This window comes from Pseudomonas sp. HT11 (assembly GCF_044875395.1).
Classification (GTDB): domain Bacteria; phylum Pseudomonadota; class Gammaproteobacteria; order Pseudomonadales; family Pseudomonadaceae; genus Aquipseudomonas.
Map to the genome: position 1 here is coordinate 3549000 of NZ_CP173217.1, position 14639 is coordinate 3563638.

2 protein-coding genes are annotated in these 14639 nt (G+C 62.0%); one reads left to right on the plus strand and one right to left on the minus strand.

Features of this window, described 5'->3' with window-relative positions; translation table 11 throughout:
- The first annotated feature begins 54 nt into the window (after nucleotides 1–54).
- On the plus strand, nucleotides 55–2496 hold the full coding sequence (locus ABWL43_RS16365; protein ID WP_404483119.1) for a TonB-dependent siderophore receptor: 2442 nt from the start codon (nucleotides 55–57) through the stop codon (nucleotides 2494–2496).
- Between the two features lie 290 nt (nucleotides 2497–2786).
- On the opposite strand, the gene ABWL43_RS16370 is transcribed toward ABWL43_RS16365, so the two are convergent.
- Nucleotides 2787–14639 (minus strand): non-ribosomal peptide synthase/polyketide synthase, encoded by an 11853-nt coding sequence (locus ABWL43_RS16370; protein ID WP_404483120.1) that lies wholly within the window; start codon nucleotides 14637–14639, stop codon nucleotides 2787–2789.

Genomic DNA, 14639 nt, shown 5'->3' on the forward strand with positions numbered 1-14639 from the left:
ATACTCAATAAACACCTATAACTTGCCCACTTAAACATAGAAGAGAAAGCATCCATGCCAGCAAGACTCGGTCTCAGCCCCCTGAGCAAAGCGCTATCCATGCGCCGGGCCCTGAACATCAATCTTCTTCCGAGCGCCTTGGCCCTGGCGATATCGCTGCCGGTTGCAGGTTATGCGCAGGCACAGGAGATCGAGCTGGATATTCCTGCGCAGTCGCTGGGGAGCGCGCTGCAGGAGTTTGGGCGCCAGACCAACGTGCAGGTGCTGTACAGCCCGAGCGATGTGCAGGGCAAGAGCAGCCGCGCAGTCAAGGGCAAAATGGAACCGCAGCGGGCAATCGACACCTTGCTGGGTGGCACAGAGACAACCCACACCTTCAATGGCAACTCGCTGACCGTGACCGCCGCCGGTACATCCGCAGCGTTGGAATTGAGCCCTACCGAGGTAACCGGCAACGCCCTGGGCAACATTACCGAGGGCTCCGGTTCCTACACACCGGGCACCATTGCCACGGCAACCCGCTTGAGCCTGACGCCGCGGCAAACCCCGCAGTCGATTACGGTGATCACCCGCCAGCACATCGAAGACTTTGGCCTCAATAACGTCGATGACGTGATGCGCCACACCCCGGGCATCACCGTGTCGGCCTATGACACCGACCGTACCAACTACTATTCCCGTGGTTTTTCGGTCAACAGCTTCCAGTACGACGGCATTCCGTCCACCGTGCGCAACGTTGGCTATTCGGCAGGTAACACCCTGAGCGACATGGCGATCTACGACCGCGTCGAAGTTCTCAAGGGCGCCACCGGCCTGCTCAACGGTGCCGGCTCTCTGGGCGCGACCATCAACCTGATTCGCAAGAAGCCCACCTCGGAATTCAAAGGCCATGTGCAACTGGGCGCAGGTTCCTGGGACAACTACCGCAGCGAAGTCGACGTCAGCGGCCCGTTGACCGACAGCGGCAACGTCCGTGGTCGCGCAGTGGCGGCGTACCAAGACAAAAAGTCCTTCATGGACCACTACTCCCGCAAGACCGAAACCTACTACGGCATTACCGAGTTCGACCTGTCCCCCGATACCATGCTGACCGTGGGCTTCGACTACCAGGACAGCATTCCACAAGGTTCGAGTTGGTCTGGTTCCTTCCCGCTGGTAAAATACGACGGCAGCATCAACAAGATGCCCCGCTCCTACAACAACGGCACCACCTGGAGTTCCTGGGAACAAAACACCCGCACCGCCTTTGCCATGCTCGAGCATGATCTGGGCGATGGCTGGGTCACCAAGTTCCAACTTGACCACAAGATCAACAGCTACCACGCCGACCTTGGCTCGATTCAGTTCGTTGAGCCCCAGTCCGATGGCAGCGCAACGATCAATGGGCAGAAGTACACGGGCGAAACCAAAAGCACCTCGGCCGATCTGTATGCCACCGGGCCTTTCAGCTTGTTCGGCCGCGACCATGAACTGGTCGTAGGCGGCTCGATCGGCACCTCGCGCTGGCAGGGCAAGGGTTATTGGTCACCGGAATGGCCAGGCGGCAACAAAGTCGATTTCTACAACTGGAATGGCAAGATCGCCAAGCCGATCTACGGCCCGGTCCAGCAGTACACCGACGACAATATCCGTCAGACCGGCTACTACGTGACGACACGCTTGAACGTAATGGATGACCTGAACGTGATTCTCGGCGGTCGCGTCGCCAACTATCACGTCACCGGTATTAACCCCTCCTATAAGGAAACCGGCCGGTTCATCCCGTATGCGGGTGTGATCTATGACCTGAACGACAATTTCTCGGTGTACACCAGCTATACCGATATTTTCCAACCTCAGGAAAGCACCTATAAAGACCGCAACCAGACGCTGCTGGAGCCGGACGAAGGGCAAAACTACGAGATAGGCTTGAAGGGCGAGTTCTTTGACGGCCGCTTGAACACCAGCCTTGCGTATTTCGAGGTGCATGAGACCAATCGCGCTATCTCTGACGATGCCTACAACAACCAAACCCCGACACCCGACAACTATGCGTTCAAGGGTTCCAAGGCCGTCACTAAAGGCTACGAAGCAGAAATCTCCGGTGAGCTGAGCCCAGGCTGGCAGCTGCAGGGCGGTTACACCCACAAGATCGTGCGCGACGAAGACGGCAAGAAAATCTCCACCTTCGAGCCGGAAAATCAGGTCAACCTGAACACCACCTACAAACTCAAGGGTGCTCTGGATAAGTTCACCGTCGGTGGCGGTGTGCGCTGGCAGAGCAAGGCTTGGAATGAAATCTGGAACCAGCCGCTCAATAAAAACCAGGACATCACCCAGTCGTCCTACACAGTGGTGGACCTGATGACCCGCTACCAGGTCACCAAGAACCTCTCGGCGACCGTCAACCTCAACAATATCTTCGACACCACCTACTACACCAACGTGGGCTTCTATAACTCGGCCGCCTACGGTGAGCCGCGTAACGTGATGTTCAGCACCCGCTGGGACTTCTGATCAAATGCACTGATCGCCCAGGCGATCAACCCAACGCCCGATGAAAGCGCCGCTCTCATCGGGCTTTTTTATGCCTGTGTATTAAGACCATGCTCGGTCAACTGTGGGAGCTGGCGTGTCTGCGATGCATGCACCTCGAAATATCAGGCCCCCAGTCGATGCCATCGCAGGCAAGCCCGCTCCCACAGCAAATCACGTCTGCGGAGCCCTTTTTTGATGCCTGCCCGACCTGAAATCCAGCACAAAAAAACCCGGATCAATGATCCGGGTTGATTCGTGCGTCGCCCTCCTTACTCCATGGCGGCCACCAGGCTGTTGATGAACGCGGCGCTGTCGATAATGCCGTCATGATCGGTGTCGATCATCACCGAACGCTCGATGCGCCCCTGCCCAATCACCTTCGCCATGTTCTGTTCGATCAGGTCCTTGAACTGCCCCGCGCGGCTCAATGAGGCCCACCAGCAACTGACCGACGCCTGGATCGGCTTGAAGTCCGCCGCTTCCAAGCGTTCGCTCAACGCACGGTCAACCTCCCAGGAAATCTGCGCCTCGTTGCCACGCAGCAACTCTTCCTTGATGCGGGTAAAACCTTCACCCAAATGCTGCTCTGCCCAGGCCACGAACGCGTGCCATTGCCCGTCTTCATCCGCTGCCTGACGCTGGCACTCCTGCCACGCACCTTCAATCTGCTCGGAAAACGCCGGGAACATTGCCCCAAGCAACGCCGCACGGCGCTCATTGGCGGATGCCTCGCGCCCCTCCTCCACGATCACCGCGTCCCAATACGGCTTGAGCCACTGCGGCGGCGCCGAATCGATCCAGCCGACAAACTCCACCTCACGCCCTGCTTGCTCCAGCGCATAGGCGACTTCCATCGCCAGGTTGCCGCCCAGCGACCAACCGGCCAAGCGATAGGCACCCTGTGGCTGAGCCGCCAATAATTGCGCGGCGTAATCGTCAACCATCGCCTGCCATTCAGGCACCGACGCGCCCTCTTCCACCAGCGCACGACAGATCACCCCGTACACCGGGCGTTGCTCGCGCAGCGCCAGGGCGATCGCGGTGTAGCAATGCACCGAACCAAAGCTTGGGTGGAACATGAACAGCGGCGTACCTTGGGTCTGGCTGTTGAGCTTGACGATCAACTCGCTGCGCGCATCGCCCTGCAGGCAATTAACCTGCCCGCGCACGGTTGGGTTGAGCATCAATTGGCTGACAGACAGGTTGACCCCGCTAACCTGCCGGATGCGCTCCTTGAGCAACAGCACGCGCAAGGAGTGGCCGCCCAACTCGAAGAAGTTGTCGTTTAACCCCACCCGCTCAACACCCAGCACCTCACTCCAGATCGCTGCAACCTGTCGCTCAATCTCGCTGTGCGGCGCCTGGTGTTGGTCTGCGCCGCTGGCTTCAGGCTTGGGCAGCGCCTTGCGATCCAGTTTGCCATTCGGGCTCAGCGGCATCTGCTCAAGCACGACCCACTGCGCGGGCACCATATAATCCGGCAAGTGCGCAGCCAAGTGCGTGCCGACCACGGATTTCCAATCCTCACTCGGCGCCTGCAATACCAGGTAACCCACCAAATGCGTGCCGTCCACGGCCAGCACGGCCGCTTCACGCACGCACTCATGCTCCAGCAGACGCGCCTCGATTTCACCCAACTCGATGCGCAGCCCGCGCAGTTTGACCTGATGGTCGATGCGGCCCGCGTACTCGATCACACCGTCGTCTCGATAGCGCGCCAGGTCGCCAGTGCGGTACAGCCGCTCTCCACTGCCGAAGGGGTCAGTCACAAAACGCTCAGCGGTCAACGCCGGCCGACGGTGATAACCCCGCGCCAGGCCAATACCGCCCAGGTACAACTCGCCCAACACGCCCACCGGCGCCGGCTCCAGGTTGCTGTCCAGCACGTAGCAGCCCAGGTTGGCGATGGGCTGGCCAATCGGCACGGCATCACTGCCTTCCTCGACACAGGTCCAGTGGGTCACATCAATCGCGGCTTCCGTCGGCCCGTACAGGTTGTACAACCGGGCAGCGGGCAGCTTGGCAAAAACCTGTTGCTGCGCGTCCACCGGCAATGCTTCGCCGCTGCACACAATGCGTTGCAGGCTATGGCAAGAGCCGACCGCCGCGTCCTGCAAGAAGGCTTGCAGCATGGATGGCACAAAGTGAAGCGTGGTGACCTGCTCGGCGTTGATCAAGCTGACCAACCGGGCCGGATCGCGATGATCCCCCGGCGCTGCCACCACCAGGCGCGCGCCGGTCATCAGTGGCCAAAAGAACTCCCACACCGACACGTCAAAACTGAACGGGGTTTTCTGCAGCACTGTATCGCCGCCATCCAGGCTGTATGCCTGCTGCATCCAGCAAAGTCGATTGGTCAATGCCGAATGCCGATTGCCGGCGCCCTTGGGCTGCCCGGTCGAGCCCGAGGTGTAGATCACATACGCGAGGTTCTCGCCATCCACTGCGACATCAGGATTGTGCTCGCTGTAACCTTCAAGCCATGCTTCGCCGGTCTCCAGCACCAGGCTTTGCACGCCTGTCGGGAGCGGCAGTTGCGCCAAAAAATGTGCCTGGGTCAGCAGCAGATTCACGCCACTGTCTTGCAGCATATAGCTGAGTCGGTCACGCGGGTATTCCGGGTCCAGCGGCACATAGGCGCCGCCGGCCTTGAGCACGGCCAACAGGCCGACAACCAGCTCGATGGAGCGCTCCACCGCCAGCCCCACCAGCACGTCCGGCCCGACACCCGCCGCCACCAAACGATGCGCCAGGCGGTTGGCCCGACGGTTAAGTTCGGCGTAGCTCAACTGCTGCCCGGCAAAGGCCAGGGCCGGACTGTGCGGCGTACGTAGCACCTGGGCCTCAATCAACTGATGCACGCCCTGATGCAGCGGGTAAGTCTGAGCCGTGGCGTTCCAGGCCAGCAACGTCTCACGCTCGGCCTGGGTCACGGACGGCAGTGCGGCCAGGCGCTGGTCGGCATCGACAATCAAGGCATTCAATAACTGCTGGAAGTGCTCGGCCAAGCGCTGGATATGTGCGGCGCTGAAGGCCTGACGGTCATAGTTGAACTCAAGCCCGAGGCTGTCGCCCATGCCCAACAGCACGGTCAACGGGTAGTGCGTCTGCTCCAGGCTGTGCACCGCACCAAAGCGCAGACCCGACGGCGCGCCTTGCTCCAACGCCTCGGACACCGGGTAGTTCTCGAACACCAGGATGCTGTCGAACAGCGCCTCGCCACCCAACCCGGCCCAACGCTGGATCTCGAACAGCGGCGTGTGTTCTTGCTCGCGCAAGCGCACGTTCTGCGCCTGGATCTGTTGCAGCCACTGGCTGACCGACAGCTGCGCCTCAGGCGTGGCCACCACAGGCAGCGTGTTGATAAACAAACCGACTTGCTGCTCGATACCGCGCAGCTCGGCCGGGCGACCTGCCACGGTGGCGCCGAAGGCCACGGTAGCCTGCCCGGTGTGATGTTGCAGCAGCAATAACCAGGCAGCTTGCACCAAGGTGTTGAGGGTAACCTTGTTGCCTTGCGCGAACGCTTTGAGGCGTTCAGTGTGAGCGGCGTCAAAGCTCAGGCGATGCTCACCATTGGCCGCCAATGCAGCAGGCTCATCGCTCGACAGGCCAGGTGCCAGACGCGTAGGCGCCTGCAGATTGACCAGTTGAGCCTTCCAGAAGGCTTCGCTGACGGCGTTGTCCTGCGCCTGCAACCAGGCGATGTAGTCGCGGTAACGCCCGGTCGGTGCAGACAGCGCCTCGCCGGCATAATGTTGCAACACCTCACCAAACAGCTGCGAACCACTCCAGCCATCCATCAGGATGTGGTGATTGGTGTAGATCAAGTGATAACTCGACGCACCCGTGCGTATCACCGACAGGCTCAACAGCGGCGCCTGCTCCAATACAAAACCTTGGACGCGTGCCGATTCGGCCAGGCTATCGAGTGCCGTAGGGCAATCGGCGCGGTCCTGCCAATCAAGCGCCTCAAGCGGCATTCGTCGCTGCTTGTAGACCACCTGCAACGGTTGCTCCACATCGGTCTGCCAGAGGAAGCCGCTGCGCAGGATTTCATGCCGGTCAACCGCCGCCTGCCAGGCCTGGCGGAAGCGCGGTACATCCAAACCGTCCACATCGATGCGCATCTGGTTGATGTAATCGCCCGACCCTTCGCCATACAGCGACTGGAACAACATACCTTGCTGCATCGGCGACAAGGGGTACAGGTCTTCAACCTCAGAAACGGCAAGCGGCAACGCATCCAGTTGAACTTGCGACAGGCGCGCCAGCGGGAAGTCCGACGGCGTCACGCCCTGATTGGCCGCAGCACAGCAGTGTTCGATCAAGGCTTTAAGTTCCAACGCGTACTCATCAGCCAGCTGTTGCACGGTTGCTTGGGCGAACATGGCCTGGCTGAAACTCCAGTTCAGCTTCAGCTCGCCGCCGTACACCTGGCCATTGATTTCCAGCCAGTTGCCCAGCGGCGCATCGAGGCTTTGTTCGGCGCCACTGGCGTCACCGGAAGGCGCGAACAAGCCCTCCTGTTCGCCGCTCTCGAAGCTGGTGTCGAACTGTCCCAAGTAATTGAACGTGATGCGCGGGCGCGGCAAACCCGCCAATGCCTGTTGCGCCTCGGCACTGCCCAGGTAACGCAAGGCGCCAAAGCCCAGGCCTTTGTCCGGTACCGCGCGCAGCTGTTCCTTGATCTGTTTGAGCGAACCCGCCAGGGAGTCGGTTGGTGCCAATTGCAATGGATAAAGGCTGGTAAACCACCCGACGGTGCGAGTCAGGTCGATCTCGTCGAACAGGTCCTCACGGCCGTGGCCTTCCAGGCGGATCAGCATCGACGCGTCACCGGTCCAGCGCACGATAACGCGCGCCAAAGCGGTCAGCAGCACGTCATTGATCTGGGTCCGGTAGGCACTTGGAGCGTCTTGCAACAAGCGCCGGGTAAACCCTTGATCCAAATGCGTCGTCACGCTCAGGGCATGCCGGTTACTGACACTGGCCTGCGGGTCGGCGCCCGGCAAACCGGCGCGGCTGCCCTGCAGCTGCGACTGCCACCACGACAACTCCTCGGCCAGCGCCGCAGTAACGGCGTACGCTTGCAAACGCTCGGCCCAGGCGCGGGTGGAACTGGTCTTGGCCGGCAGCACCACGCTGACGCCTTCGACCAGTTGGTGGTAGGCGGTTTGCAGATCTTCCAACAGGATGCGCCAGGACACACCGTCCACCACCAAGTGATGGATCACCAACAATAAGCGTTGCGAGCCGTCGGCCATGCCCACCAACACCGCACGCAGCAGCGGGCCTTGGCTCAGGTCGAGGCTGCGCTGGGCTTCTTCGCCCAGGGCCTCAAGCTCTTCAGCGGTGTTCAGCGTGGTCTGCCACAACACCTGTTCGGCCTGATGCTGCTGCGCAGTTCGATACACCGCACGCCAGCCGTCTGCACCTTGGACAAACATAGTGCGCAGGGCGTCGTGATGCACGATCAACGCCTCAAGTGCCGCCAACAGCACAGGCACCTCCAACCGTTGGTGCGGCTGCAGCACCACCGACTGGTTCCAGTGCTCGCGCTGCGGGATGTCATCGGCAAAAAACGCGTGCTGGATCGGCAGTAGCAGCAACTCGCCGGTCAGCGCCGACTGATCCAGCACCACTGCGCCCTCACCTTCGCGGGCTACGGCTGCCAGGCTCTGCACCGTCTGGTGCTGGAACAGGTCCTTGGGCGTGAAGCGCACACCCGCTTGGCGGGCGCGGCTGACCACCTGGATCGAAATGATCGAGTCGCCGCCCAGTTCGAAGAAATTGTCATGCAAGCCCACACGCGGCAGGCGCAGCACGTCGGACCAGATCGCGGCAATTTTCTGCTCCAGTTCACTCTGTGGCGCTACGTAGACCTGCTGCATCTGGCTCACGTCGGGCAGCGGCAAGCCTTTGCGGTCCAGCTTGCCGTTGGGCGTCAGCGGCATGCGTGGCAAAAACATCAGATGCGTGGGCACCATGTAATCCGGCAGACGGGTTTTCAAGGCACGGCGCAGCGCTTCGCGGCCGTTCGATTGCGCCACCGCATCGTCGATCAATGCCGGGTCCAAAGGCACCACGTAGGCGACCAACTGCTTGCCGGTCGGGCCTTCCTGGGCCACCACCACGGTTTCACCGACGCTGTCCTGCTCGCGCAGGCGCGCTTCGATTTCACCCAGTTCGATACGGAAACCCCGGATTTTCACCTGGTGGTCGACACGCCCCAGATAATCCACCACACCGTCCGGGCGGCCACGGGTCAAGTCGCCGCTGCGGTACACGCGGCTGCCGGGTTTGCCGAATGGGTCCGGCACGAAGCGTTCGGCGGTCAGTGCCGGGCGCTCCAGATAACCCCGGGCCACGCCCTCGCCGCCTAGGTACAACTCGCCGGCGACGCCGATGGGTTGCAGGTTGAGCTGAGCGTCCAATACGTAACCACTGCGGTTGCCCAGCAACGTGCCGATGGGCGCATACACCGCGCCGCACGGGTCGCCCCTACGGGCTTTCCACAGCAGCGGCGTCACCACGGTTTCGGTCGGGCCGTAGCCGTTGAACAAGTAGGTGGGTTTCAGTGCGCGCCATGCCAGGTCGTAACTCGCCTGGGCTACCGCGTCCCCGCCAAAGCAGTAGACGCGCACTGCCGGTGGGTTGCCATCGCGTTCGGCGTGCTCGGCCAGTTGTTGCAGGTAAACCGGTGGGAACACCGCCATCGTCACATTGTGGCGGTGCATTTGGGCGTAGGTGTACTCCGGCAGCCACAGGCTGTCGTCGCGGATCAGCACGCTGGCGCCGTTGATCAGCGGGTGCATCCAGCCTTCGTGGGAGCCATCGAAAGCGAACGACATGAAGTGCAGTTCGCAATCCGCCGGGCCGGTTTCGTAACGCTCGCCAGTGGCGATGATGTGCGCCACCAGCGGACCGTGGGACACGGCCACCCCTTTGGGCATACCGGTGGAGCCGGAGGTGTAGATCACGTAGGCCAGGTTGTCGCCGTCCAGTGCTACCTGAGGGGCGCTGTCGTCAGCCTCGGCCCAGGCTTGGACCTGATCAACCGCAAGCGCTTCCAGGCCTTCGGGGATCGGCAGCCGCTGCTGCACAGCCGAGTGGGTCAGCAACAATTTGGCACGGCTGTCTTGCATCATGTACAGCAGGCGATCGCGTGGGTATTCCACGTCCAACGGTACGTAGACGCCACCGGATTTCATCACCGCCAGAAACGCCACCATGATCTCGGCACTGCGCGGCATGGCGATGGCCACGCGTACTTCCGGCCCCACACCTCGGGCGATCAGCGCATGCGCCAGGCGGTTGGCCTGGCCATCGAGTTCACCATACGTCAGGGTTTGCGAATCGAATTTCACTGCCACGGCATTCGGGTTTTCCCGCGCACGGTCGGCGACCAATTCGTGCACCAGGCGTTTGTCCGAGAAGCCCGAATCGGTGCAGTTCCACAGGTGCAGAATCTGTTGCTGCTCGGCACTGTCCAACAGCGGCAATTGGCTGAGGCTTTGCTGCGGGTTGGCGACCATGCCCTGCAACAGGTTCTGCCAATGGCGAGCCATACGTTGCACGGTGCCGGCCTCAAACAAATCCTGGGCATACCCCAGCGTGGCCCAGATACCCTCGTTGGATTCCTGGATATCCAGGTCCAGATCGAAGTGCGCGGTCTTGCTCTCCCAGTCCAGCCCCTCTACCCGCAACTGCGGCAGTTGGTGCTGAACCTGGGCCTGGCCGACATCGGTCTGGTGGTTGAACATCACCTGGAACAACGGGTTGTGGCTCAGGCTGCGCTCCGGCTGCAAGGCTTCGACCAGTTGCTCGAACGGCAGGTCCTGATGCGCCTGGGCATCCAGCGCGCGCTGGCGCGTGTGTTGCAATAACTGCTCGACACTCATCTGGCCATGCAGGTCGGCCTTGAGCACTTGCGTGTTGACGAAGAAGCCGATCAGGCGCTCGGTTTCCCTGCGATTGCGGTTGGCAATCGGCACGCCGACGCGGATTTCTTCCTGACCGCTGTAGCGGTGCAGCAAGATCTGGAACGACGCCAGCAACAGCATGAACAGTGTCACACCTTGCTGCCGGGCCAAGGCTTTGAGGTCATGGGCCAGTGTCGGCGCCAGCTCGATAGGCAGGCGTGCGCCACGGTGGCTCTGCACCGCAGGGCGTGGGTGGTCGAAGGGCAGCTCCAACACGCTCTGCTCACCGCCCAGCACCTCGCGCCAATAGGCCAGTTGGCGCGCTTTCTCACCCGCGCCCATCCAGTTGCGTTGCCACACAGCGTAGTCAGCGTACTGAATCGGCAACGCCGGCAATTGCACGCCCTGCCCTTGGCTGTACGCGGCGTAAAGCTGTACCAGTTCCTCCACCACCAGCTGCATCGACCAACCATCGGACACGATGTGATGCTGAACCAGCACCAACACATGCTCGTCAGCCGCCAGACGCAGCAGCGTCACGCGCAGCAACGGCCCCTGTTGCAGGTCGAACGGCTTGGCGATTTCAGCTTCTACTCGTACCTTGAGCTGGGCCTCCTCGACATCGCCCCACACGATCTGCACCGACGCCAACGGGTCGATCACCTGCACCGCGCCGTCGTGGGTCTGGCGCACATGCGTGCGCAGGCTTTCATGCCGGGCCAGCAACGTGTCGAAACTGCGCTGCAGCGCCACCGTATCCAACTGCCCTTTCAAGCGCAGAGCGCTGGGCACGTGATACGCGGCGCTTTGCGGCTCCAGTTGCCAGAGGAACCATTGGCGCTCCTGGGCATACGACAACGGCAGCGGTTGGTCACGCCCTACCGGCAGCAGTGCCGGCGCCTTCGGTGCAGTCGGGGAATGGGCTTCAATGGCGGCGACAAATCCATCCAGGCGCGGCTGCTCGAACAGTGCCTTGAGCGGCACTTCCAGGTTCAGCGCATGACGAATACGCGAGACCACCTGCATCGCCAGCAACGAATGCCCACCCAGCTCGAAAAAGTGCTGGGTCAGGCCTACACGCTCAGTGCCGAGGATATCGGTCCAGATCGCCGCAACCTGCTGTTGCAGGGCGGTGACTGGCGCTTGCCAATCGGCTTGCACCGCGGCGGCATCGGGTTTTGGCAGGGCCTGACGGTCCAGCTTGCCATTGGGGTTCAACGGCATGCGTGGGAGGAAGATCAGGTGCGCAGGCACCATGTAATCCGGCAATTGCTCGCGCAGCGTGGCCTTGAGCTGTTCACCCGCCCCAAGCTGCTCGTGCTCGGGCAGCGCTTGCGTGGGCACCACGTAGGCCAGCAGTTGGTTGTCAGCAGCCAGCAACAGCGTTTCGCGCACACCGGCCTGGGCCAGCAGCAATGCTTCGATTTCACCCAGCTCAATGCGGAAACCACGGATCTTGACCTGATGATCGACCCGCCCGACGTACTCGATCACGCCATCAGCGCGACAGCGAGCCAGGTCACCAGTGCGATACAGGCGCGCACCCGAATGACTGAAAGGGTCGGCGACAAACCGTTCCGCCGTCAGCGCAGGGCGTTGCAGATAGGCACGCGCCAGGCCGCTTTCACTGGCGATATACAGCTCACCCACGGCACCGACCGGCAGCAGGTTCAAATCACGGTCGAGCACATACAACCCACGCCCCGCCAGCGCGCGGCCGATAGGGCTGTTGCTGGCGCCGATCATAGTGGTGTCGGCGCTGCAGTCCAGCACGCTGGACACCACGGTCGCCTCGGTCGGCCCATAAGTATTGAGCAGGCGCACATGCCCAAGCCCAGCGCGACGCCACAACGCCGGGCCATCCAGCGGCATGGCTTCGCCGCCGATATGCACCTGGCGCAGTGCGCCGTAAGCGCGCGGGCCGGCCACCAGGCAATCCTGCAAAAAGAGTTTCCAGTAGGCCGTGGGCAAGTCGGCCAGGGTGATGCCCTGAGCAATAACCTGCCGGTACAGCTCGGCACCGTCCCACAGTTGCGCGCCACGCAGCACCACGGTGGCACCAAGGGTCAGGGCTGGGTACAGCTGCTCGACGAAGCCGTCGAAGTTCAAGGTCGCGAACTGCAGAACTCGGTCGTCCGCAGTCAGGCACGAATAGTCAGCGGCAATGCTCGCGAACTCACTCAAGGCGGCATGGCTGATGGCGACGCCCTTGGGCTTTCCGGTAGAGCCTGAGGTGTAGATGACGTAGGCCAGGTTGCGCGGTTCGAAGTCGAGCCCTGGATTGTGCTCGGCACATTGCGCCAGTTGCGCATCCGCTAGGTCGATGTCCAGGATCGCCAAATGCTCAGGCAGCGGCAGGCGCTGACGCAGCGACGATTGCGTGAGCACCAGCCTCACACCGCTGTCTTCAAGCATGTGCAGCAGGCGCTCACGCGGGTATTCCGGGTCGAGCGGCACGTACGCACCGCCCGCCTTGAGCACCGCCAGCAGGCTCACCACCATGGCAAACGAGCGCTCCACGGCGATGCCGACCAGCACTTCCGGGCCTACGCCCTGGGCGATCAGGTAGTGGGCCAGACGGTTGGCCTGGCGGTTCAACTCGCCATAGCTGATGGCCTGCTCGTCCAGCGCCAAGGCCTGGCGTTCAGGTTGCTGCCGGGCCTGAGCCTCGAACAGTTGATGCACCGCGTGCAGTTCGATGCCGGTAGCCGGCGCGTTCCACTCCTCGAGTACCACCGTTTGTTCGGCGGCGCCGAGCATCACCACATCACTGAGACGACTCTGCGGTGCGCTCACCACTGCGTGCAGCAGGTTCTGCCAGTGCTGCGCCAAACGCTCGATCGTTGCGGCCTCGAACAGGTCGGTCGCATAGGTCAGCGCCGCCCAGATGCCTTCGGCGGACTCATGGGTGTCCAGGCTCAAATCGAAGTGCGTGGTCTGGTTGTCCCAGTCCAGTTCCGAGACGCGCAGCCCCGGTAATTGCTGGCCCTCGCGCCCGCCCTGGGCGTCGGTCTGGTGGTTGAACATCACCTGGAACAATGGGTTGTGGCTCAGGCTGCGCTCGGGCTGCAACGCCACCACCAGTTGTTCGAACGGCAGGTCCTGATGGGCCTGGGCTTGCAGCGAGCGATGCTTGGTCTGCTGCAGCAGTTCGACGAAACTCATCTGCCCGTCAAGGTCGGCCTTGAGCACTTGGGTGTTGACGAAAAAGCCGATCAGCCGCTCGGTCTCGACCCGGTTGCGGTTGGCAATCGGCACGCCGACACGGATGTCCGACTGTCCGCTGTAGCGATAGAGCAAGGTCTGGAACGCAGCCAGCAGCAGCATGAACGGGGTCGCGCCCTCTTGCTGCGCAAGGCGCTTGATACCACTGACCAGCGTCGGTGACAGATGCACCTGCAAACTGGCACCGCGATGGCTTTGCTGAGCCGGTCGCGGGTGATCGAGGGGCAATTCCAGCACCGGTTGCTCGCCGCCCAGCAGTGACTCCCAGTACGCCAATTGACGGACTTTCTCACCCGCTTCCATCCAGCCGCGCTGCCACAGGGCATAGTCAGCGTACTGGATCGGCAGGTCGGGCAATTCCAGGCTGCGGCCCTGGCTGCTGGCGGCATAGAGCTGCACCAGCTCCTCGACCATGACCTGCATCGACCAGCCATCGGAAATGATGTGGTGCTGCACCATCACCAGCACATGCTCATCGTCGGCCAGTTGCAGCAGCGTCACGCGCAACAGCGGTGCCTGGAGCAGATCGAAAGGCCGCGCGACCTCAGCTTCCACCTGCGCCATCAGGTGCTGTTCGTCCGTGCGTCGCTGCACGATTTCAACGCGAGCCTCAGGCATCACGGCCTGCAACAACTGCTCACCATCCTGTACCAAGCGGGTACGCAGGCTTTCGTGGCGCGCCAGCAAACGGTCGAAACTGTGCTGCAGCGCCACCAGGTCCAACTGGCCTTGCAGGCGCAGCGCGCCAGGGATGTGATAGGTGGCGCTGTCAGGGTCCAACTGCCAGAGGAACCACTGGCGTTCCTGAGCGTAAGACAAGGGCAGTGCTTGGACCTCGTGGCGGGTCGGGGCAATCGGCAGTTGCGCGAAGCTCATGCCACGCGCTTGCAGGCGCTGATAAAACTGCTGACGTTGTTCAAGCGGCAGGCGAAGAAAGCGCGAGACCAGATCGATATTAGGGTTGGAAAGCAT

What these genes read in the sequence shown, in the direction of transcription:
- ABWL43_RS16365 (WP_404483119.1), top strand. Translation starts at nt 55, where the DNA reads ATGCCAGCAAGACTCGGTCTCAGCCCCCTGAGCAAAGCGCTATCCATG.
- ABWL43_RS16370 (WP_404483120.1), bottom strand. Translation starts at nt 14,639, where the DNA reads ATGCTTTCCAACCCTAATATCGATCTGGTCTCGCGCTTTCTTCGCCTG.